This is a genomic window from Clostridium manihotivorum (genome assembly GCF_004015185.1).
In the GTDB taxonomy this organism is placed as follows: domain Bacteria; phylum Bacillota; class Clostridia; order Clostridiales; family Clostridiaceae; genus Clostridium_AR; species Clostridium_AR manihotivorum.
On the sequence record NZ_CP025746.1, the window covers coordinates 1393100 to 1416669 of the forward strand.

Sequence of the window (23570 nt, forward strand, 5' to 3'; positions counted from 1 at the left end):
ATATATCTTAAGATAATATTTAATTTCTATTGTATAAATAAGCAACTAATAGTGAACGATAATTAATTATAGATAAATCGGTACAAATTAAATATTGAAGGTATATTATTAACTCTGGTTTTGAGAGGTATAAAAATGATAACAGCAGGTAAATTAGTTAGATTCTTTGGGGAATTAGGCGGATTGTCAACGGAGAGATTACTAGGCGCTGTAGGAAAATCAGCCTTAACAATAGGGGGAAAAGTAGAAAATAGTAATATTAAAAAAATTGGGGAGAAAAGTATTAAGCTAGGACATGTTGCTAGTGATAAGCTTTGTACTTTATCCAAAAACTCAGGAGAAAGTGTAGATAATATTATAAACTCTGCTGAAACTTCAATAAAGAAGTTAAAAGATAGTGCCTTTACTAAAGAAGTAAATATATATGGTGATGCAAAAGAAATTTATGGAGCAGAGAATTTTATTGAGGAAACTTATGAAGAAAAATATTAATTATAGTTCTTGTACAGAAAAAGTTATAAACAGTAAGAAATTAATTGATTTTGGTTTGTTATCAATTAATAGTTTATTTTTATATGTTTTTATAAAACAAAGCTTACTTTGGGCTTTGTTACCAATTATTATTAATATAGCATATTATTTATATAGCTTATTTGCATTGGATTACATAAAAAAGCATAAAAAACTAAGCGATATAAAAAGAAAGTTACTTGATTATGAAACTCATACTTTATTTAATACGTTAAATACAATTTCATATTTTTCAAGAACTAATGAAGTTATGGCTAGAAAACTAATAGTGGAGATAAGTGCATATTTAAGAGAGATTTTGAAGGATGACAAAAAGGTAGTAGCAATGCAGGATGAGTTAAAGGTGCTGGACACATATATTTATATTCAGAATATTAGGTTTGAAGGAAACTTTACTATAAATGCTGATATTTATGATATTGAATATGTACCAAGGTTTTTGCTATTAAGAATGGTCAAGCTGTCATCTAGATTTAATATAGTTAAACAACAGAATGCGTTTGCAGAGTTAGAAGTTTTTATAGATAAAGACTTTGTATGTTATACATTGACCTGTAAAAGTTTTGATGGCCAGTATGTAAATTATGATGAGTATGATAGTGATTTTACAAACCTTTTTAGACAGCAAATAGAGCTTGAGTATAAGGGTACCTTGACAATACAAATAGAAGAAAATAATGCAAAATTCGTTGCTTATATAAATAAATCTTTCTTAGGAGAAGTTGATGTATAAGATATTAGTTGTTGACGATGAGGTAAATGGTAGAAAGTTGATTAAGGAGATAATTGGAGAATATATAGATGATGTTTGTTTCTTTGAGGCCTCCAATGGAAAAGCGGCATTAGAAGTAGTTTATAGTAATAAGCCAGATTTACTGATTTTAGATTATAAGTTGCCAGATATTGATGGTTTGCAATTGTGTAGGATTTTGAAAGAGGATATAAACTATATATATATTAAGACCGTATTGGTAACTGGAATGATGTACGAAGACCTAAAGGGTGATACAAGCTATATAGATTCATATATCGCAAAACCATATGATGAAGAAAATTTGATAAACATAATAAATACATTAAGGGATGTAAGGGGATAGAAGAATGCTTAAAATAATAATAATAGACGATGAAAAAATCGCTATTGAAGAACTGGCATTTGTATTGTCTAAGGATCAAGAGGTAGAGATAGTTGGTAAATACACTGATGTAAAGGCTGGAATAGAGAGTATAAGAACCTTGAAGCCTGATGCAGTATTTTTAGATATATCAATGCCTGGAATAAATGGCTTTATAGCTGCAGAAGAATTTAAGAAGCTTGTTGATGATATACAAGTAGTATTTGTTACTGCACATGATAAATATGCTATTAAAGCTTTTGAATTAGATGCATCGGATTATATACTTAAACCTTTTTCTGAAGAGAGAATATTACTGGCTATAAATAGATTGAGAGGGAAAAAAGAAACGGATAAAGACCACAATCACAAGATTTTAAAGAAGCTACCGGTATGGAAAAAAGACTCATTGATGCTTATAAATATTGAGGAAATACTGTTTTGTTATGTTAAAGAAGGTAGTGTATATATTGTAACTGAAAGCCAAGTATATACCAGTGAAGAAACCCTTGCTCAGGTTGAAATAAGATTAAAACAATTTAATTTTATTAAGTGTCATAGGAACTACATTGTAAACTTGGAGTGTATAACTAATATAGTTCCTTGGATTAATGGTACCTTTATACTTAAGTTAAATGGAACAGATGAAGAAATACCTGTAAGTAGAAATTATAATAAGGCAATAAGAGGGGTATTTCATATATAAGAATTTAAGAGGGCTGTGAAAAGCCCTCTTAAATTTTAAAGTCTTTAGGATCATGTTCCTTAGCTTTAGGCTCTCCAAAAACTGATCTTGAACTTTCTTCTCTAGGATTATGGTCTATATGTATCTTCTTGTGCTTAGTTTCTTTATTTTGTTGTTGCTTTGATGCTTTAGTCATATAGTTCTTACTCCCTTCATTTTTTATTAGCTAAGTTCTTTATATATTTTGTTCATTTTTTTATTTTGTATGTGCTAGTATATAGATTATTGTTTACAATTAAGCTTATAGGAAATCTAAAGTCTATTTTAAAATTCATATATAATGAGATAATAACTTGAAAATATAGATTTAATACATATTAATATATCCATAAAAAAGGAATTATGATAAAATTAATATGTTTAAATATGATTTCCTAAAGAGGTGTTTGCATGTATCAATATGATTTGATTGTAGTTGGTGGCGGTACTGCTGGTATAGCAGCAGCTATTTCAGCTAAAGAAAAGGGGATAAAGAGCATACTGATATTAGAGAGAGAAAATACTCTTGGTGGTGCTTTAAATATATGTATACATAATTCATTTGGTAAAAAGATTCTTAGCAAGGAAGTTACAGGCCCTGAATATGCTCAATTTTTGATTGATAAGGTACATCAATTAGGCATTGAATACAAATTAGATACTATGGTAATCGATTTAAATAGAGATAAGGTTATTAGCTATGTTAATCCTGAAGAAGGAATAGTTGATGTTAAAGCAAAATCAATAATATTAGCTATGGGCAGTAGAGAAAAGTTTACTGGTAATATAAATATTCCTACTCACAAGTTTGCTGGTATCTATACTGTAGGAACCGCTCAAAGGTTTGTAAATATAAGTGGATTTTTACCTGGCAAAGAAATTGTTATCTTAGGATCCTCTGATATCACTTTGATAATTGCTAGAAGATTACTTATTGAAGGTGCAAAAATAAAAGCTATAGTTGAAAAGAAGACTAATCTAAATGCAAGGCAGGATAAGGTTAAAGACATAGTCGAAGATTTTAAGGTACCGTTACTACTATCTAGAGCCGTTCTAGATGTGGAAGGAAACGATAGAATAGAATCCGTTACAATAGCTAAGGTTGATGAAGCAGGAAATATACTCCATGAAGAGAAGGAAAAAATAACTTGTGATTGCTTACTTCTATCAGTTGGGTGGATGCCAGAAAGCGACCTTGCAGAAAAGGCTAGAATAAAACTGGAATCAAAACAGAAGTACCCTGTAGTTAGTGAGAGATTTGAAACGTCAATTGGTGGTATATATGCCTGTGGCAATCTAATACATTCCTATGGATATGCAGATGATACAACACTTGAAGGTTATGATGTTGGCAAATATGCCGCTGATTACATAAGTACATATTATAAAAGTGTATAAATTAGTAGTTGATCTAACGACCCTATAAAGATGTACCACTTTGATTTGAAAATATAAGTTTTAGTAGGATGTAGTAATAGAAGTTAGAAAAGGAAGAAGAACAAAAAAAATTTCACTGAAGAATATGGCTTCAGTGAAGTTTTCTACTTTTATAGGTTAACATATTCTATTAAAGTATTGTAGATAATTTCATTTGCCTTTGGTGTTAGATGAATGCCATCAATATAAAAATCACTGCTTAAAGGGATAACTTTACTTAGATCTATCACTGGTAACATAACTGATGTAGCTTTATTTATAGAATGTAAGGGCATTAATTCGTATTCAGATATTACTTTTGAAGCAGATAAAAGTTCTTCATTAATAAGATGAAGAGCTTTTAAGTTTTCCTTAATTAAATCAGGCATTGACAGTATCTCGTCATTTATGTAGTTATAATCTATTGAAGAGTACCATCTTTCTTCTGCTAGTTCTGGAAGTGAACATGGTGGAGTCATAACTATAGGAGCAATATCATTTTGGACACAGTCCTTTATCATACAGACAATATTGTCTGTAACAGTTTTTATATTTCTTCCAGTAAGCAGATCATTAGTACCTGCCATTATTATGGCTATATCGGGTCTTAGTTCTATACAATCTCTATAGAAGCGGCTTAATATACCAACAGTGGTATCACCATTAATTCCTTTATTAATTATTTCATGAGTTGTTAAGGCGCTAAGAAGGCTTACCCATCCTTTAGAGGGAGGCAATCCATATCCATAGGTTAAGCTATCGCCAATACAAATTACTTTCATCTTAAAATCCTTTCACTAAACAAGATTTGCATATTACTGATTTACCCTTATTTGCTGTAATATAATCATTACCTTTTATCTTTTTATCACATATAGAGCAGGAAAGACTTGTTTCTGAAGTCTTAGTTTTTTTAGTGGTATTATTAATTAGAGCATTAGCTTTATTTGAAGGTGGACCATACAGAATCTTTTCTAGAGGTTCTATTCTTTTTTCTATCTTATACTCCACGGAGAATTCACTTTCACTAAAGAGTTCTAGTTCAAATCTAGGGTTCTCCTTATCATAGAATTCTTCTATTATTATGTGCTTGATCTGAGCATCATTTACTATCAAACCGCTTTTTTCAATTCCGTCAAAGATACTTTTTGTTATATTATTGGTATCTGGATGGCGTTTAGAGCTTTTGTAGTATACCTTTAAAATCGCTATTAAGCCTTCAGAAAGGATAGTATTAGGATTTTGAGCTCTAGCTTGTAGGGCTATCTCTTCTTCGTATAAGGCATATCTATCATGATATTTACCACTGTTATATGGCAATATAGCCCTTCCGTTGGTATTGAATAATTTGAAATTTGATTTGGATATAGGTGATCCTTGTACTACAACTTTTGCATATGACATATCCATTAAAATCTGGTCCCCTTTTTTACTTGTCTTATAATAATATATTGTAAGCTAAGTGAAGGTGTATTACAAATGCAGTAGTGTGCATATATTACAATATTATTAAGATTGCTGTTTTCCAGCACTAATTCATTGATAATACATTGTCAATAAAGTATAATATCTAATGAATTTATTAAAAAAAGAGGGAATAAATATGAGTAGAACTTTAATTTTAGCTATAGAAAGTAGTTGTGATGAAACAGCAGCAGCAGTGGTTGCTGATGGAAGAGAAGTCCTTTCAAACATAATATCATCACAAATTGATATACATACAAAGTTTGGCGGAGTAGTGCCAGAAGTTGCATCAAGAAAACATATCGAGGCCATAAACTCAGTGGTAGAAGAGGCTTTGAAAGAGGCTGGAGTAACATTAGAAGAAATAGATGCAATTGGGGTTACATATGGGCCTGGTCTTGTAGGAGCATTATTAGTTGGCTTACAGTATGCAAAAGGTCTAGCTTACTCACTTAACAAGCCACTTATAGGAGTTAATCATATAGAGGGCCATATATGTGCTAATTTCATAGAACATAAAGATTTAAAACCACCATTTGTGTGCTTGGTAGTATCAGGTGGGCATACCTTTATTGTTCATGTTAAAGATTTTGGTAAGTTTGAAGTTATAGGAGAAACAAGGGACGATGCAGCAGGAGAAGCTTATGATAAGGTGGCTAGAGCTATTGGACTTGGATATCCTGGTGGACCAAAGATAGATAAGTTAGCGAAGGAAGGCAACCCAAAGGCTATAAACTTCCCAAGAGCAAACTTCCATGACAATACATTGGATTTCTCTTTTAGTGGAGTGAAATCTGCAGTACTTAATTACCTAAATAAGATGGATATGACAGGACAGGAAGTTAATAAGGCAGATGTAGCGGCATCCTTTCAACAGGCTGTAATAGATGTATTAACAGAGAATGTATTAGAAACTTGTAAGAGAAAAAATGTTGATAAGATTGCTATAGCAGGAGGTGTTGCTTCTAACAGTGCACTTAGAAGGGAATTGACTGAAAGCGCTGCTAAGAAAGAAATTAAAGTGCTGTTCCCAGCTCCAGTTTTATGTACAGATAATGCTGCTATGATTGGAAGTGCAGCTTACTTTGAATATATAAAGGGAAATATCGCTTCAATGGATCTAAATGCAAAACCAAACCTTAAACTTGGCGAAAGGTAAATAGGTGAATTTACATGAGTTTTATTCCTTATTCAAATAGTTTTCGTAAGATAAAATTGAAAGATCCTATACATCCGTTTAAAATAATAAAGATTATATTTTATCTGATCATAGCTCTTATAGTAATTGGGTTTATATATAAGGTTGTTGATACTAAAATAACTGATGCTAAGATAAAAGAAAAGGGTAAGTATTTAAGAATAGGTGGTAAAAAGTTTAACTATGATGTATATGGTAGTGGGGATTACACTGTCATATTCGATGGTGATGCAGGACTTAGCATGGCTCAGTGGAGAAATGTTGTTAGTGGGTTAAATGATGGTTTTGACGGAAACATATTTATATATGATAGAGAAGGCTACGGGTTTAATGATGGCAGTTCTAAAAAGACTATAGAAGAGCAGGCAAAAGATCTTAGGATGATATTAAAGAAAGCTGCAGTTAGTGGACCTTATATACTAGTAGGTGAAGGCTATGGAAGTCTTGTAATGACTAACTTTGCCAAAGAGTACTCTCAGAGTGTAGCAGGAATGGTACTTATAAATCCTATAAATGAAAAGTCACTTTCTGACAAGAATGTTATTAGTGGATATAACAAGCTTATATTAAAGGAAAGATTGTTGTATGGTGGCTCTTATATTGGAATAACAGATGTTTTAAATAAATTTGGCTTATTAAAGGATAATAAAAATTTTATAGACGAGCTTAATTCTTATGATAAAGAGGCGTTCTCTTACCATAGGCTATGCAAGAATTATAATGGGGCATATTTAAATGAGCTTAAGAATCTAATAAATGGAAAAGATACTTCTCAGGAAGAGGGGCTTATCAATGATAGACCACTTGCTTTGCTTTTGGATGAAAGTAAGGATTTAAATATGCAGAAAGAACTTTCAAAGCTATCAAAATCACCGTTAGTTGATGAGAAGTCTGTTAATTCTAATGGAAAGGTACTTAGTCAGTCTAATAGTGAAACTATAGTGAATCAGATTAAAGCTGTAGCCAAAAAGTATAAGCAAATAAAAAAAGCTGAGCAGCAAAATAATAAGCAGTAAAAAGTATTATTTGTCATTAAATTGTCACAGAAACACCGTATTATAAGATCATAGAGATGAGATAAATATACATCAGGAGGTAATTATAAATGGATAATTTTAATGATGATTACAAAAATAAATTTACAGATAATCTAGACAATAATAGTTACGGCAATAATTATAACAATAATTTTGATAATAATAGTGGAAACCAAAGTGATCAAAGTTTTGTCTTTGTAAATAATGATACTCAAAGAGAAGTTAGTAAACCTGTTACAAACTGGCAGACTGTAGAGTATACACCACAGCAGAATAATAACACTCCAAAGAAAAAGAAGAGTGGTGGTAAGGTAGCAGCTATAATTGCAGGAGCATTGGTATGTGCTGTACTTGGAGGCGGAGTAGGTGCTGGAGCAGTTTACTATCTAAAAGACGGTAATACAGGTCTAACATCTTCTAGCAATGGAGGTACGACTATAAAGAAAGTAACATATGACCCACCAAAGTTTTCATCTTCTACCACTGCTATGAGCGTAACTGATGTGGTTAAGAAGGTTGCACCTGCAGTTGTAACAGTATCAACTAAGAGTATAGTAAGTTCAGAAAACTTTTTTGGACAACAGCAAGATCAGCAACAAGAAGGTGTAGGTACTGGATTCTTCATAAATGAGCAAGGTTATATACTAACTAACTATCATGTTGTATCCGGTGCAACTCAAGTTAAGGTAACCCTTAGTGACGGAAAGGAATTGAATGCAAAAGTTCTAAACTATGATTCAACTCAAGACCTAGCAGTAGTTAAGGTTACTGATAGCTTTAAGGTACCAGCAGTAGCAGAGCTTGGAGATTCAGATGCTATTCAAGCTGGTGAAGAAGTTATAGCTATAGGTAACCCATTAGGAAAAGAATTTGTTGGAACAGTTACAAAAGGAATAGTAAGCTCTCCAGCAAGAACTATAACTATAAGTCAAAAGAAGGCAACTTATATTCAAACAGATGCTGCTATTAATCCTGGTAACAGTGGTGGACCACTTATAAACTCAAAAGGACAGGTAATAGGAATAAATACAGCTAAGACTTCTGAAGAAGGTGTTGAAGGTATAGGCTTTGCAATTCCAATAAATCATGCTAAAGATAGCTTAGGAACTTTATCTCAGCCAAGATTAGTGATAGGTGTAAGTGTAACAGACGTTACAGCTGACTTATCAAAGGCTTATGGATACCCAATAGGAGTTTATGTTAAGAGTGTTAGTGATTTCTCACCAGCTCAAAAAGCAGGAATACAGAATGGTGATGTTATAACAAAGTTCGATGGAAAAGAAGTTAAGACCACTGACGAGCTTAACAAGCTAAGAGATACCCATAAATCTGGAGATAAGGTAAGTATAACTGTTTCTAGAGACGGAAAAGAAGTTAATCTGCAATTAACTTTACAAGCTCAATAAAAGGTTTATGAAAACCATCGTTACTACTAAAGTATTTGGTAGTAGCGATGGTTTTTTATTCATTAAGAAATTATATATTATATAAAGCTGTGGATAAGTATGTGTAGACGTATCAAATGTGGATACTGGAGAAAGAATAAAAAACTATTGATAACAATTACATATAAAGTATTGATAAAGGATTTAAGGAAATATATCATATAATTAGGAATAAAAATACATAGATATTTATTTGAATATGAAGGGATTAGGATTATGAGATATGTTATAGGTGTTGATGGCGGAGGTACAAAGACTGAAGCAGTAGCTTTTGATATGAATGGTAATATACTGAAAGCCACCATAAAGGGTTTTGGTAATCTTTTGAACGATAAAGAGAAAGCCTTAAGCAATATCAAGGATGCTATAGAAGAATTGACTAATACCTTAGGGATTGATTGCTTAGAAGCTATATATTTAGGCTTAGCTGGTTCTGAATTTGGAGATATTGCATTGTTGGTAGAAGAGGAGCTTATAAGTAAATTTAATACCAACTGTAAGGTTATGAATGATGGAGAGTTAGCATTAAAAGCCTTACTTAGGGGAGAAGATGGCATACTAACCATTGCAGGAACTGGTTCAATATGTTTTGGTGTAAAAGATGGACAGTTAGAAAGAGCTGGTGGTTGGGGCAATCTTTTAGGTGATGAAGGAAGCGGATATAAGATAGCTATTGAGGCAATTAAGCTTATGATTCATGATAAGGATTACAATCTGCCTATAAGTGATCTAAGTAGTAGTATTTTAAATTATTTAAATATAGATGATGTGGATAAAATCGTAGACTTTGTGTATAACGCAACAAAGGATGATATTGCAGTCTTAGCAAAGTTAGTATCTGAATATGCAGAAAGTGGTGATGAACCGTCTAAGAACATACTAGTAAAAGAGGGCATAAGTCTTGCTAAAACTACTGAATGTGTCTATAACAAACTTGGTTTTATAGAGTGTAATATAGGGCTAGTGGGAGGCGTGGTAAAAAAATCGAAAATACTTAGAGCAGCCTTTGAAGAATATTTATCAGCTAATATAAAAGTATTGCACTTTATTGACGAGGATATGTCACCTGCAAAAGGTGCTTATTATATTTATAAAAATCATTTAAATGAAGGGGATAGGTAAAATGAGAAGATTAGGTATATCGGTTTATCCAGGACATCAAAGTAATGCTGAAATAATAAATTATATAAACTTGGCGGGAAAGTATGGTTTTTCCAGGGTGTTTACCTGTCTTATTTCCACAAATAAAGCTATAGAAGAAACAGTAAATGAATTTAAAGAGGTAGTAGCAGTAGCTAAAGCAAACAATATGGAAGTAATAGCAGACCTAGATCCTACGGTGTTCAATAGGCTAAATGCTACAATACATGATCTAGGAATATTTAAACAAATGGGCCTTGATGGCATAAGGCTTGATATGGGATTCAGTGGAATGGAAGAAACCCTAATGACTTATAATAAATATGGACTTAAAATTGAGCTTAATATGAGTAATGGAACCAAATATGTTGATAATATAATGTCTTACAAACCTAATTTAGAGAATCTATATGGATGTCATAATTTCTACCCACATATATACACAGGTTTATCCTATGATCATTTTATAAGCTGTTCAAAACAGTTCAGAGAATTTGGTATTAGAACAGCTGCTTTCGTGAACTCTAACGCTGCAGATCATGGACCATGGCCAGTATCAGAAGGTCTTTGCACCTTAGAGGAACATAGAGCTCTTCCTATAAGCGTACAAGCTAAACATCTATTTGCTACAGGACTTATTGACGACGTTATAATAGCAAATGCCTTTGCTTCAGAAGAAGAACTAAAAGATTTAAGTGAATTAAATAAGGATATGATAGAACTAGAAGTGGAGCTTGAAGAAGAGATATCAGATATTGAAAAGAAAATAATCTTAGAAGAGCACCATTTTAATAGGGGAGATGTGTCAGAGTACATGGTTAGAAGTACTATGAGTAGAGTTAAGTATAAAGGACAACCATTCCCTCCACACAATACTATAGATATAAAAAGAGGAGATATATTAATAGACTCGGATCTTTATACAAGATATGCAGGAGAACTTCAGGTGGCATTAAAGCCTATGAAAAACTATGGCAAGACCAATGTAGTTGGACATGTAGTTAAGGAAGAGTTATTCTTATTAGATTACTTAGAACCATGGAAAACCTTTGGGTTCAAAGTGAGGAAATAAGAAATTACTATTTAATCCTAAATTTATTTTCAAAGTTCCTATGGGTTTGTAAGAGGCGCTCTGAAAAATATAAGCTTTGCAGAGGTACATCTAAATATGTACCTCTTAATCATTATTTTAAATAAAGGTTCTAAATTACTAATTGCCTTCATATAGATAAAAAAAGATTCTAATGGAGGTTGTCATGCCTTTACTTGCACGTTTTAAGCTTAACAATGTTGAAAATGTATTTAATGATTATGTAGAACTGGAAACTGAAGATTATAAGCTTAGAAAACTAAATAAAAATGATGCAAGGGACATAGTGGATATATACGAAAACAAGGACATAATGACATATGATAGAGCTTTATTTATTAAAAGTGAAAGTAAAGCAAGGAAGTTTATCGAAGAACTTAATGATATGTATGAAGAGAGAGAACGTATAGACTGGGCTATAGAAGATAAGAAACTAGAAAAGGTTATAGGACTTATAGCACTGTTTAATATTAGTATACTTGATTCCAGAGCAGAAGTTGGCTATGTACTAAACAAAGCTTATACCAATAAAGGTATAATGCAGTACATTTTAAAATGGATAGTAGATTTTTCATTTAATGTTCTTGGTATACACAAGTTAGAAGCTAACATAAATGCTCAAAATGCTCCATCTATAAAGATTTGTGAGAAAATAGGTTTTGAAAAAGAAGGCTATAGAAAAAAGCAAGTTTTTGATAGAAAGACTGGAGAGTATAACGATAACTATACTTATGGATTAATCAACGATAATTGGGAGATTATATTGGAAAGAATAGAATAATAAACATTATTTTAATAAATTTTAAAAAAAATGTTGCAAAAAATAAAATTAGTGGTACAATATTATTTGTACCTGGCCCGTTGGTCAAGTGGCTAAGACGCCACCCTCTCACGGTGGAATCAGGGGTTCGATCCCCCTACGGGCTACCAAAGTAGATAAATCCAAGGTTTAAGAGTTATTTAAACCTTGGATTTTTTGTTTTTCCCACATAAGACGTGAATTAATATAAAAGCATATAAAAAAAGATGGGTATAAGCTACTAATAAATTTTAAAACATATAATCAGTTAATGGAGATGTTAATATGTAAAATCAATAAAATAAGAAATTAATTTATTGATTTTGTGGAAAAATCTCAAAAAAACATATATAATATATTAAAACGGACATAATATATTGTATGAGAGATGTAAGACCATTGGAGGGTAAATTATGTTAATGGAGTTTAGTGTTGAAAATTTTTTATCAATTAAAGAGAGAGTAACTCTTAGTATGATAGCTTCAAAGGATACAACACATGAAAATAATTTAATTATTGGCAAAGACAAAAGCCCAAATGTCTTAAAGGCTGCAGCTATATACGGAGCAAATGCATCTGGAAAAACAAATGTCTTACAAGCCTTTAATTTCGTATCATATTTTTTAAATACATCGCATGAGATGCAACAAGGGAAAAAAATTGGAGTTGAACCATTTAAACTAGAAAGAGCTTATATAGATAAACCAAGTAGTTTTGATATGGTTTTTATAGCTGAAGGAATAAAGTATGCCTATGGATTTTCTGCTACTGATGATAAAGTTGTAGAAGAGTATTTATACTTCTATCCAAAAGGAAGGCAAAGCATAATATTTGAAAGAGAAGATACTGATAACTACAAATTTACCAATGATATAGAAAGACAAACACAAATAAAGGACAAATTTCATTCAAATAATAAACTTTTTATATCAACCTTAAGCTTGTGGGAGTACGAAAAGGCTCAAATACCATTTAAATGGCTAGATAATAATCTGAAGATTTTAATTTCTAGAGAGAAACTTGAAGAATATACAGTGAGTTTAATGAAATCAGATGAAGCTATAAATAAAAGAGTAAAAGGATTATTAAAAAGTGCTGTTAAAGATATTGAAGATATAACAATTACAGAGATAGATATAGATATTAAAGAGAATCCATTACTAAAGTATCTCAATGATGAAGCTAAAGCAAAATTATTTAATAACAAAGGCAATAAATTGGTAAATGTAAATACTTTGCACAAAATGAATGATTCTGAAGAGTTTATTGAATTTGATATGATAGATGAGTCTGATGGTACACAAAAACTATTTGGCTTACTAGGCTTCTGGGTAAAAGCCCTAGATGAGGGATTAACACTAATAGTAGATGAGTTAGATGCAAGACTTCACTCTCATTTAACAAAGTTTTTAGTTGAACTATTCCATGATCCAAATGTAAATAAAAATAATGCACAATTGATTTTTTCAACTCACGATACTAATTTGTTAGATCAAGATTTATTTAGAAGAGATCAAATTTGGTTTACAGAAAAGAAAGAAGATAAGAGTACTGATTTGTACTCATTAGATGATTTCCCGGTAAGAAAAGATGCTGCAATAGAAAAAGGGTACCTTCAAGGTAAATATGGAGCAATACCATATATTAAAGGAGATTTCTTATGGCAGTAAGAAGAAATGTAGGAGGATTATCTAGAGAGAAAAGGCATAAAAGAAAAATTAAACCTACAATTTTGATAATATCTGAAGGTAAAGATACTGAAGTAAATTATTTTAGAGAATTTAATCAAAAATATGTTAATGTTGATATTAAAATAGCAGATAGAAATTCTGCAGGTAAAAATAAAGCAAGAAAAACTGACCCTTCAAATTTGGTAGATAAAGCTATTGAATATATCGAAAATAAATATGATATAAATGAAGAAGATGGTGACAAGGTTTGGTGTTTGATAGATGTTGATCTAAACTACAATAATCCTAACCCTATTGAAGCTAGAACTTTAGAGATGCAAAAGGCTTATAACAAAACTGTAGATTATGAAAAAAAGAAGAAGAAAACAATTAGATTAGGCATATCAAATCCGTGTTTTGAGATTTGGTATCTTTTACACTTTATTTACACAACTGCAAATTTTAAGAATTATGACTCATTAAAAATGAGGCTAGAAAAAGATACTTTACTTAGTAATTATGAAAAAAATAAAAATGTATATCAATTTATTCATCATAAAACTCCTGAGGCTATAGCAAATTGTGAAAAATTAAGAAATTATCATGTAAACCTAGGCAAAAAACTTTTAGAGAATGAACAGAATCAAATTAATTTAAACGTTAATGATGTAATCACAAGTAATCCGTATACTAATGTAGATCAACTTGTAAAGTATATAGAATTCTTAAATAATAGATGATATTAATAAAAAGTTTTATATATAAGTATTTGTGATAATAATATTGAAGACCTGAGTATTTCTATGCATCAGGTCTTTTCATATTGATTTTCGGCCATCTTTTCTCGCTGGATAGGAATACAGGATGAGATAGAGCAGTGATGAAGAAAAATCACTTCCTTAAAAACTTAAGAGATATATAGTCTATTATATAAATTCAGGTATTTATACATAATCATCCTAATATTCTAAGGGCAAATATCATTTTAATTATATCAAACTCTTTGCATAACAATAAAAACTTGTGAGTCAAAAGTCTTTGTTATATACTAATATTACAATTGGAGGTATTATAATGATTATTATAAAATTATTGGGAATTGTGATTTTTAGTGTGATTTTTGTTCTGTTAGCAACTTTAATTCATGAAGGTGCTCATGCCTTAAGTGTCCTCTTATTAACAAAGAATAAAGTAGATATAATGTTAGGTAGTTTTCAGGGGAAATTAATTAAAAGCTTTGAAATGAAAAGAATAAATATAATGATATACGGATTTGTTCCTTTATTTGGAGGGATTAATTGTTCTCTTGAAGGAATTAGCAATATATCAAAAGTAATTATATATTTATCAGGACCATTTGTTAGTTTGTTAAGTGGTATTATGATACTTATAGTAACCAATATTACTAATATAGAAATATTAAATTATTATGCAGATTATATGCTTATACAATTCGCTGTTACTATACTTCCAATGAAATATCCTAAATTATTTTTCCATTATTATAATAAAAGAAGTGATGGATATAATGCTATTTGTATTATAAAAGAGTATTATAATATAAATAATAAATAAATTTATATCAATAAGGATGTATTGGTGAGAAAATATGAAGAAAATATTACTAGCACTAACGTTTTTTATATTGATTTTGGGAATTACAGTGAAAGCTGAAGAAATTAATAAGGTAGTATTTTCAAAGGATGAAAATGTATTTTTACAGAACATAAGATATTCATATGACAATAAAGTTCCATTAGTATTTAACTATGATTCGGCTGATGATCATGCTAAACATTTCACTTCTTTATATAATGGAGAAGGATATGATTTGAAGAGTAGTGATAATGGGGCTGAAATAAAAAAAAGTGATCAAGCTATATTCTTAAATACTGATGATATAAGAGTAAAGGCTTTAGCGGCACAAATTGCCACTAAGCTAAAGTATGACTTGGTATTTGATAGCAAGTTATTAAGTCAATATTCACAAGTTATAAATTTTGATACTAAGAAAGATTCTAATATAAAGGCTGATCCAGTATATAGAGATTTTGATAGTATATATGATTATTACAATAAGGTAATGGGTAGTAGTGATTATACCATATATGTAGAGAGTGAAGACCTATCAGCACTAGCAGCTTATATGGCTAGTTATAAGAATGCTAAGCTTACATTTCAGCTACCTGAAAAGTTTGAAGGACAATATTTTCTTTGGTTTATAGATAGAGATAAGTATTCTAAAGATAGATATATAGAAATATATAACAAGTTGAAGCCAACTTCTAACCAAGGAATTGGTGTAATTACAGGCAATACTACTGGAGATATAAGCTTATTTATAAATAGGATATTATTTTACAACAAATTAAATACGTCTAAAGATATAAGCTATATTGATGGGCTTGGAACGAAGAATAGTACAAGTTATTCAGATAGTGGATGGAATGTGAATAATATAGTATTGGAAAATTATCAAGACGATAAGTTAAATGAAAAGTTAAGTAATTCAAAATATATAAATATTTTCACTCATGGAGCACCTAGGGTACTTTTAGGAATAAAAGATATTCCTGTATTAAGAGCTCCAGTTGTGGTTACTGAAGCTTGTAGTACTATGGAGAGTCTGCCTAATGATTCTGTTGCTATAGATTTCATATCAAAGGGTAGCGTAGCCTATATTGGTTCTCTAAAAATAGGAGGAACTTCAGGAGTTAGTGGAGATACTTATTTGCTATCTAGTAGTTCTTTTACTCTAGGAAACCTGATAACATTAAATAATGATTCGATTATGGATGGAAACGATAATGTTCCAAGAGCAGTTTTATTGGGTGATCCATCCTTTAAACTTTTTGATAACATTATAAAAGGTGACAAAACACTTGATCTTCCCTTCAAGAGTAATGATGATTTGATTGTTCCAATTTACTGTAATGAAAAAAATAGATCCGCAGAAATAACAAGTTTAGAAAAGAAATATAATATTTTATTAGAGGATTTTAGTAATATAGATAAGAACATTAAGCTATTACGTATAAAGAATATAAAAAGTGGAGAAGTAAACTTATCTACTAAAGTACCTTTAAATTTATTAGTAGATAAAGCAGGTAGATATATATATGATAGTATTAATGCTGTAAGTGAGCAATTTTTAAAAAATAATACTATAGCTTTGATGATGATTGTGGTTCTTATCATAGCTCGGTTTAGAATCAAAGGTAATCTTAGGATATCAGTTAAGTATATTGCATTCCTAGTTTTATCTGTTGGAGTATTATTCTTACTTGATAGATTTTTTGATGTAGGATTTGAAATAAAAAAGCTGATTTTGTATGCAATTCTAATTGATACATTTATGAACTATAAGGCCTTTAAGAGTAAGCTTATACTTCTAGTAATAACTATATTCATACCTCTTTCTGTTATTTTATCCATAGTAGATAAGATAAGTCTATTTAACCTTGGAGTAATTTTGGTTTATAGCTTATTTCTATTACTTTACAGTGTTTTGTTGGATGTTATATATAGGAAGGTTATATGTGATTATAAAGCTAAACACAGTGATAACTCTATATAATTACTATTCCCTATAGTATATAGAATAGTATAATAGCCTTCTAAGACAGAATAAAAAATTGGATATGTTAAGAGGTTATTAATTAAGTGTTTTATCCTAAATAGAAAATTGTAAAAGATAAATATTAGAGAGAGATTCTAAATGTTAGGCTGGTATAAAGGAGAATATTGTTGTCATATTAGGCTTTAACAAAGCTGAAGATAGATTAAATCCAAGGTTTAAGTTAACTTATAACCTTGGATTTTTTTATATTGCTATATTTAAAAGTTAATTGATTTTTTTCTCATTCCTATATTTAAAACAAGTCCAATTCCAATAAAGTAGGAAACCATAGAACTACCACCACGGCTTACAAAAGGAAGTGCTATTCCTGAAACTGGCATAATTCCGATGGTCATGCCAATATTCTGTAGTATTGAGAATAGAAAAGCAGATACAATACCTATACAAATCAGCGAACCAAACCTGTCTTTAGAATTTCTAGCAATAAGTACTATTCTCCAAATGACTACACCATATAGTACCAAAAGAATGATCTCACCAGTAAACCCGTAATGTTCACCTAATGCAGAGAAGATAAAATCAGTGGAGTTTTCAGGTACAGTAGAACTTATATCACTGTTCTCCAAACCTTTTCCTACCATACCACCTGAACCAATAGCAACTTCGGAGTTGTTCACTTGTAGGTTCATTCCTGTAATATCTTGGTCAGGGTTTAAAAGAGCTGAAACTCTGGACTTTTGATAAGATGGAATCAAATTTGTGTTCCATACAAGTACAAATGAAACTATAATTACTAAAAAACCGGAAAATAAAATTTTTACATTAATCTGTGCTAAATATAAAATGCCTAGAACCATGGAAAAACATACTATTGCCATTCCAAGGGCAGGCTGCATTAGTATCAATACTGTTGGTATAACTGAATATAGTGCTAATAAGGCTAGATGCTTGAACTTATTAATATCATAATCCATTTCTTCTATTTTCTTTGCAAGCATAAAAATTAATGCAAGCTTCGCAAATTCTGATGGAGCAAAAGTGTTTTGCCCAAGAGTTATCATGGCTTTTGCACCTTTAACCGATCTACCGAGAACATCATTAAGTAAAAGAATGATTACACAAGCCCAATAAAATAAACCTATGTATTTACTAAGTATTTTATAATCAAAGGATATAATAACATACATGATAGCAAGTCCAATAAGTAGCCAAAGAAATTGTAATTTTGCATATCTTAATCCTCCATTTTTATATGTAATACTATAGATATTTACTATTCCTAAAATAACTATAAGTATTATTGTCATTATTAGAGCAACGTCTAATTCTTTTAATAATTTTTTATCAATTTTCAGGGTTTTAAGAAAAATCATATTTAATACCTCAACAAGTTCATCATATATTTTTAAAATTTAAGTTGGTGTACAAGCTTTTTGGTAAAGCAAAACTCTATAGATTTATGGGAATTGAAGTTCATTATAAGATTTAGTGACCTATTAATTATAAGGTATTGTTATGTAAACTAGTTTACGAAAGTATTAATAATTTGCTAAAGCTAATTAAAACATCGAATGGCCGACTACTAAATTTCAGCAACGCACTTTAAAATAGTCATATTTTAAAATTCTAATCTTAGGAACTAGAGGAGCTTTGAAAGTAGACTTTGGGTGGAAGTGCTAGATTTTTAGCTTGAATTTATACAAAAGAATAACATTTTAACAAAATAATATTTCAATAAATGTTACTTTTTTCAAGTATAAACGTATTTAATTTGTAAGCTTTATTATGGGAGGTTTTTATGGAGGATTTAGACTTAATTGATGCAATATTAGATGGTGATAAAAAATCATTTGAAATATTGTTCTGTAGATATGAAAAAGAAATAAGTAAGTATGTATATACAAATGTTAAGAATATAGCTGAAACAGAAGATATTGTTCAAGAAGTATTCATTTCTGTCTACAATAAACTTTATACATTTAAATCGGGAAAGAAATTCAGACCTTGGCTATATGCCATTGCAAGAAATAAAACAATTGACTACCTTAGAAAAAGCAAAAAAACTATATTTGTTGATATTGATGACAGAAATATAAAAATTACTGAACAAGAATATCATCCAGAGGACATAGCAGAATTTAAAGAAACTAAAGCTGTAATTGAAAGTTTCATTAAAATCCTAAGCTTTAAAAATAGAGAGGTATTGTATTTAAAGTATTATAACCAGGATATGACCTTTAGTCAGTTGGCTGAAATCTTAAATACTAGTGAAGGAGCTGTAAAACGTAGGTATTATTCAATTTATAAAAAGTATATAGCTTATATCAAAAACAATAAATCATTAGGGGGCGATAATAGTGAAGTGTAAACATTGTATTTCATTAATGCCTAAAGTAATAACTGAAAATATTGATATCAATGAAGAAAAAGACTTTTTTGAACATGTAGATACGTGTCCAAGCTGTAAGGCTGAATACTTATTTCAAAAAAGTGCAATAGATGATCTTAAATCTAGTATACAATCACCAAATATCTCCACTAGCAATAAGCTATCTGATATTATGCTTAATATAGATGAGAATAGATATAAAAATAAAAATGCAAATAAGCTTAGATTTTCTAATATTTACTTGAAAAAATATGGACTTATAGCTACCTCGTTTTTATTAATTATTTTTTCAGTAACCATGGCAGCTCACTATATATTGAAGGATAGCAATGTAAGCCTAACTCCTATAGCAAAAAAAGAAAAGAACATTAAGATTGGTATAGATATGGCTCCTAATTCCGCTAGATTAATTTCGGTAGATAGCATGCCAAAACACGAACTTAAAGAGCTACCTTTAAATTACAGCTATAAAGGCTTTTATGATAAGGAAAATCTTATAGTTACAAATAAAAATAATAGTTTTTCTGATGTATCAATTTATAATATAAAAACCGGTACTACAAAACTACTTGTAAAGGCTGGTCTGGAAAAGGGAGTCATACAATATGTAAAAGCAGAAGATAATATGATTGTTTGGGTTGAAGAAATGCAATTAGGTAAGGACATTAAATGGAGGCTGGCTTATAAAGATACTTCTGATGATAAAAATAATGTTTTAGCAGAGGGAATGTTTGAAAATAAAGGAAGTGCAGCTATATCAAAGCTACCACTTATAAGTATTAGCAAAGGTAAAGTAGTGGCTAGAATAGAAGATAATAATAATAATACCAAGTTAATAGTATATAATCTAAAGGAAAACAGCTCTAAAGAAATTAAAAGCTTAAAAAATCAACATATATTGGGTTTACACTGTGACGAAGATACGGTTTTTTGGAGTGAAACAAGTGAAAATCAACTTAACGCTAGACTATACAATATATGTAGTTATAATTTAAACTCAGAAGAAATAAAGCTTATAACACAAAAGGCGGACGCTTCAGCTTTTGATGTAAAAAAAGATAAACTGTTTTTTGCTGAAGATAATAAGCTTAAACTTTATGACCTAAAAACAAGAACAGACACAGACATAGTAAGTAAGGAATTGCCAGCTTTTAAAGATATTATTGATAAGGAATTTTATATTTATAGCACTGGAGGCTTCTTCTTATCAGATCAGTATATGGAATTTGAAAATAATAAGAAAATTTATATTTATGACTTAAAGAACAATGAGTTTTATAACATCATGGATTATATAGATGGACCTATAACTGGAATGAATTATATTCTATTTAATAGTGACGGCACTGTGGTAACATATGTAGCTAAAGGTGAGATTAAAACTGCTTATATTGACTTAAGTAAGTAGTTAAGAGAATAATAAATAAGCTTCAAGATTCATTAATTGAAAAGAAATAGGTTGCTAATCAGTAAAATTGTTTATTAATAAATTCCTTTAAGTTAATCTTATATTTTTATTAAACAAAAGAGATAATAATATAAATAACCACTTAATTTAAGAAATACTATTAAACATAGTATTAGTATAAAATAATTAAGTGATAATTAATTATAAAAGGTGATATTTATGATAGTAGGAACTGCAGAAGTAACCATTAGAATACCTTGGTCCCAATCCTTAAAAGAAAAAAGAATGGTGTCTAGGAGCTTAATTCAAAAGATTAAAAATAAATTTAATGTGTCCATAAGTGAAGTAGAGCATCAAGATAATCATAAGCTTTTAGTGTTAGGACTTGCTACAGTAAGTAATAGCAGCAGTCATGTAAATAAATCCTTAGACGAAGTGGTTAACTTTATATATGATAACACTGAAGCAGAGGTAGAGGATATAAATATAGAGATACTTTAGTAATATAATATTTACGGAAGCTTTATAAATAAGCCCGACTTGATTAAAGATAGAACACTTCAATGGGAGAGCTGTTTCCAAATCGCCTCTGGATTATGAAGGTAAATCTTGAGGGTATAAAATAGTAGGTGTATATATGAGGCCAGCTTAAGGTTTCGTAATAAAATCCTATATATGATAAAAAACTAAATGACAAATATAAAACACAGGCTAAATTTCATTAGATTAGCCTGTGTTTTTCTATATATTTACCTCAGATGTATCAATCGAAGGACTGGATTAAAATGAATACATATCAAGAAGCTGCTCATCATTAGAGTGAATAGGAGCAATAAACTTAGAGGTAATCTGAGACTTATAGGAGGAGTTGTTATTCATTCCCTGTATAAAGTCAGCTATAGCAGGTATTTCATCATTATTTGCATATACTACTGCTTTGTTAAGCACCTTAAGATTAACAGGGGTTTTATTGCAAATAACTACAGCCTTACATTTTGATGCTTCGACTATGGAAAGTGGATAACTATTGTAGTTTGAAAAGTCAAGTACGCATAATGCACCACTATATAATATTGGAAGGTGAGTGTACTTAACTACTCCAAGGAATATTACATCCTTGTCTAGATTGTACTTATTTATCAAGCTTTTTATCCTGTTAAGATAGTCTGCTCTCTTGCCAGAACCATCTCCAGCTATAATAAGCTTTATTTTATTTTCTTTAGCTTTAACTTGCTTAAATATCTCTATTATAAGCTCTAAGTTCTTTCTTTCTGTTATACTTCCAACGTAAAGCATATAAGGGTAGTCAATCTTATAATTTCTCTTCAAGAAGTTTTTGCAAAGAATTTTTTCCATAGGCTTAAATATTTCACTGCATTTTGGATGTACCACTTTAACTTTAGTTTCATCTACCTTAAAGTAATTTATAAGTTCATCCCTTGTAAATTCGGAGTTTACTAGTATTCTATCAGATATGTCTAGAGCAAAGGGAACCATCTTAAGGAATTTATTTAAGTACTTATCATCAATGTTTCTCTTGTCGGCCATAGGGTAAAGGGTATGGATAGTTGTGACATATTTACATACCTTTTCAGAAGGAAGACTAAAGCCGTTGTTTGGAGAGTGATATATGGCTACATCATTTTCCTTAATAAAATCAACTAGTTTTGAATAATCATTTTTGGTTCTATCTATGCTAAGAGGCACAAAGTTCATGTTTTTAAGTCTTTCCCAATAAAAGCTTAAGGGAAAACTATCCCAAATTACATTCATTTCATCAAATTTTGTGGAAGAGTTAAGTAAGCTTATTATTTCTCTAGAATATGAGAATAAATCTGTTCCCTGCATTTTAGCTGCTGCTAATCCATCAATACAATAATTCATAAATACCTCCTATAAAAATTCTTCATCTATATCAAATTTACTGCTATCAATTACTAGGTTTTCCTCTGGAAGGCTTATCTTTTTTGCTATTTTATCTGGATTAGGTATACTTGGGGCAGTGTCAGGCATTTCAATATTATCTGCCTCCACATTAGTAGAATTGTTAAAAGCATTGATAACCACATTAGGCTTTGCTTCTAAAATATCTCCATCAAAGGCTAGTAAGTAGGTTACTTGCGATAGAACTACTTCATGATTCAGTATTTGCAAGGTTGCATCAATTGTATATAGTCTTAGATTATTGCATTTTGCATTTACTGAGTTTAAAACAAGTGTCTCAGTGAAGGGCATGTTTCTTGTGGTAACAGTACGTTTCTTCCTATCATCTCTGTACTCTAGGGTAAATTGCTTTATTCCTTGAATAAGTAGTATAGCTTTATTTTTCACAGATATTTTCTCGTTATTAGAAATATCTACTGATATGTTTACTGATATGAGTTGATTTAATGGATGCTTTCTTCTATTTATATAGATATAGTCAGAGTGGGAAAAAGTAATTATATGTTCACAAGCAATTTTGCTTAGCTCATCGGTATCACTCAAGCCAGTTATATTGACTCCATTTTTTATCATATTATTCCTCAAAAAAATTACTTCATAAGATTATATGCGAGGTTTGC

General features: G+C 30.3%; 24 protein-coding genes and 1 tRNA gene. 19 read left to right on the forward strand and 6 right to left on the reverse strand.

From position 1 onward, the window contains the following. Nucleotides 1-135 precede the first annotated feature (135 nt). The 4 genes from C1I91_RS06280 to C1I91_RS06295 are packed head-to-tail and all read left to right on the forward strand — an operon-like array spanning nt 136 to nt 2352. Nucleotides 136-492 carry a hypothetical protein gene (locus C1I91_RS06280; RefSeq protein ID WP_128212060.1) on the forward strand — a complete coding sequence of 119 codons (357 nt, stop codon included), beginning with the start codon at nt 136-138 and terminating at the stop codon, nt 490-492. Next, a complete protein-coding gene (locus C1I91_RS06285; RefSeq protein WP_164880469.1) occupies nt 476-1264 on the forward strand; it encodes a histidine kinase in 789 nt (262 codons plus the stop codon). Before C1I91_RS06280 ends, C1I91_RS06285 begins: the two co-directional genes overlap by 17 nt. After that, nucleotides 1257-1628: a response regulator gene (locus tag C1I91_RS06290; RefSeq protein WP_128212064.1), complete on the forward strand. Its 372-nt coding sequence runs from the start codon at nt 1257-1259 to the stop codon at nt 1626-1628. The genes C1I91_RS06285 and C1I91_RS06290 overlap by 8 nt, the downstream gene beginning before the upstream one ends. A 4-nt stretch (nt 1629-1632) precedes the next feature. After that, on the forward strand, nt 1633-2352 hold the full coding sequence (locus C1I91_RS06295; protein ID WP_128212066.1) for a LytR/AlgR family response regulator transcription factor: 720 nt from the start codon (nt 1633-1635) through the stop codon (nt 2350-2352). Between the two features lie 28 nt (nt 2353-2380). Here the strand turns inward: C1I91_RS06295 and C1I91_RS28075 are convergent, their stop codons facing one another. Next, the gene (locus C1I91_RS28075; protein ID WP_164880470.1) at nt 2381-2527 is read right to left on the reverse strand and encodes a CPC_1213 family protein; all 147 of its coding nucleotides are present in this window, start codon (nt 2525-2527) and stop codon (nt 2381-2383) included. A gap of 254 nt (nt 2528-2781) precedes the next feature. Here C1I91_RS28075 and C1I91_RS06300 point away from each other — a divergent pair, with 254 nt between their 5' ends. Beyond that, a complete protein-coding gene (locus C1I91_RS06300; protein ID WP_128212068.1) occupies nt 2782-3768 on the forward strand; it encodes an NAD(P)/FAD-dependent oxidoreductase in 987 nt (328 codons plus the stop codon). Between the two features lie 149 nt (nt 3769-3917). Here C1I91_RS06300 and C1I91_RS06305 read toward each other — a convergent pair whose 3' ends face one another. Together C1I91_RS06305 and C1I91_RS06310 are read right to left on the reverse strand one after the other, a co-directional pair. Further along, entirely contained in the window at nt 3918-4568 is a 651-nt protein-coding gene (locus C1I91_RS06305; protein ID WP_128212070.1) for a GDSL-type esterase/lipase family protein, read from the reverse strand. Nucleotide 4569: 1 nt separating this feature from the next. After that, nucleotides 4570-5196 (reverse strand): RusA family crossover junction endodeoxyribonuclease, encoded by a 627-nt coding sequence (locus C1I91_RS06310; RefSeq protein WP_128212072.1) that lies wholly within the window; start codon nt 5194-5196, stop codon nt 4570-4572. A gap of 193 nt (nt 5197-5389) precedes the next feature. Here C1I91_RS06310 and tsaD point away from each other — a divergent pair, with 193 nt between their 5' ends. The 11 genes from tsaD to C1I91_RS06365 all read left to right on the forward strand — a co-directional run bounded on the left by tsaD (nt 5390) and on the right by C1I91_RS06365 (nt 17206). Further along, nucleotides 5390-6409 (forward strand): tRNA (adenosine(37)-N6)-threonylcarbamoyltransferase complex transferase subunit TsaD, encoded by a 1020-nt coding sequence (gene tsaD, locus C1I91_RS06315; RefSeq protein WP_128212074.1) that lies wholly within the window; start codon nt 5390-5392, stop codon nt 6407-6409. Between the two features lie 14 nt (nt 6410-6423). After that, a complete protein-coding gene (locus C1I91_RS06320) occupies nt 6424-7464 on the forward strand; it encodes an alpha/beta fold hydrolase (protein ID WP_128212076.1) in 1041 nt (346 codons plus the stop codon). An 89-nt stretch (nt 7465-7553) separates the two neighbouring features. After that, on the forward strand, nt 7554-8891 hold the full coding sequence (locus C1I91_RS06325; protein ID WP_128212078.1) for a S1C family serine protease: 1338 nt from the start codon (nt 7554-7556) through the stop codon (nt 8889-8891). Between the two features lie 255 nt (nt 8892-9146). Further along, entirely contained in the window at nt 9147-10052 is a 906-nt protein-coding gene (locus C1I91_RS06330; RefSeq protein ID WP_128212080.1) for an N-acetylglucosamine kinase, read from the forward strand. Nucleotide 10053: 1 nt separating this feature from the next. Beyond that, entirely contained in the window at nt 10054-11142 is a 1089-nt protein-coding gene (locus C1I91_RS06335) for a DUF871 domain-containing protein (RefSeq protein ID WP_128212082.1), read from the forward strand. Between the two features lie 184 nt (nt 11143-11326). Further along, nucleotides 11327-11941, forward strand: a complete 615-nt coding sequence (locus C1I91_RS06340) for a GNAT family N-acetyltransferase (RefSeq protein WP_164880471.1) — start codon at nt 11327-11329, stop codon at nt 11939-11941. Between the two features lie 74 nt (nt 11942-12015). Further along, a tRNA-Glu gene (locus C1I91_RS06345) sits at nt 12016-12090 on the forward strand. A gap of 282 nt (nt 12091-12372) precedes the next feature. Then, nucleotides 12373-13629, forward strand: coding sequence for an AAA family ATPase (locus C1I91_RS06350; protein ID WP_128212086.1), 1257 nt, complete (start codon nt 12373-12375; stop codon nt 13627-13629). Next, the gene (locus tag C1I91_RS06355) at nt 13620-14369 is read left to right on the forward strand and encodes an RloB family protein (RefSeq protein ID WP_128212088.1); all 750 of its coding nucleotides are present in this window, start codon (nt 13620-13622) and stop codon (nt 14367-14369) included. The genes C1I91_RS06350 and C1I91_RS06355 overlap by 10 nt, the downstream gene beginning before the upstream one ends. A 334-nt stretch (nt 14370-14703) precedes the next feature. Next, nucleotides 14704-15204, forward strand: a complete 501-nt coding sequence (locus C1I91_RS06360; RefSeq protein WP_128212090.1) for a hypothetical protein — start codon at nt 14704-14706, stop codon at nt 15202-15204. 34 nt (nt 15205-15238) lie between these two features. Further along, on the forward strand, nt 15239-17206 hold the full coding sequence (locus C1I91_RS06365; protein ID WP_128212092.1) for a hypothetical protein: 1968 nt from the start codon (nt 15239-15241) through the stop codon (nt 17204-17206). A gap of 260 nt (nt 17207-17466) precedes the next feature. Here the strand turns inward: C1I91_RS06365 and C1I91_RS06370 are convergent, their stop codons facing one another. After that, entirely contained in the window at nt 17467-18582 is a 1116-nt protein-coding gene (locus C1I91_RS06370) for an FtsW/RodA/SpoVE family cell cycle protein (RefSeq protein WP_128212094.1), read from the reverse strand. Nucleotides 18583-19007: 425 nt separating this feature from the next. On the opposite strand from C1I91_RS06370, the gene C1I91_RS06375 reads away from it, so the two are divergent. The 3 genes from C1I91_RS06375 to C1I91_RS06385 all read left to right on the forward strand — a co-directional run bounded on the left by C1I91_RS06375 (nt 19008) and on the right by C1I91_RS06385 (nt 21507). Further along, the gene (locus C1I91_RS06375; RefSeq protein ID WP_128212096.1) at nt 19008-19577 is read left to right on the forward strand and encodes an RNA polymerase sigma factor; all 570 of its coding nucleotides are present in this window, start codon (nt 19008-19010) and stop codon (nt 19575-19577) included. Beyond that, the gene (locus tag C1I91_RS06380; protein ID WP_128212097.1) at nt 19567-21006 is read left to right on the forward strand and encodes a hypothetical protein; all 1440 of its coding nucleotides are present in this window, start codon (nt 19567-19569) and stop codon (nt 21004-21006) included. Before C1I91_RS06375 ends, C1I91_RS06380 begins: the two co-directional genes overlap by 11 nt. A 219-nt stretch (nt 21007-21225) precedes the next feature. Next, nucleotides 21226-21507 carry a DUF503 domain-containing protein gene (locus C1I91_RS06385; protein ID WP_128212099.1) on the forward strand — a complete coding sequence of 94 codons (282 nt, stop codon included), beginning with the start codon at nt 21226-21228 and terminating at the stop codon, nt 21505-21507. A gap of 279 nt (nt 21508-21786) precedes the next feature. On the opposite strand, the gene C1I91_RS06390 is transcribed toward C1I91_RS06385, so the two are convergent. Both C1I91_RS06390 and C1I91_RS06395 read right to left on the reverse strand, forming a co-directional pair. Continuing rightward, nucleotides 21787-22890 carry a glycosyltransferase family 4 protein gene (locus C1I91_RS06390; RefSeq protein ID WP_128212101.1) on the reverse strand — a complete coding sequence of 368 codons (1104 nt, stop codon included), beginning with the start codon at nt 22888-22890 and terminating at the stop codon, nt 21787-21789. A gap of 9 nt (nt 22891-22899) precedes the next feature. Next, the gene (locus C1I91_RS06395; RefSeq protein WP_128212103.1) at nt 22900-23523 is read right to left on the reverse strand and encodes a hypothetical protein; all 624 of its coding nucleotides are present in this window, start codon (nt 23521-23523) and stop codon (nt 22900-22902) included. Nucleotides 23524-23570 lie beyond the last annotated feature (47 nt).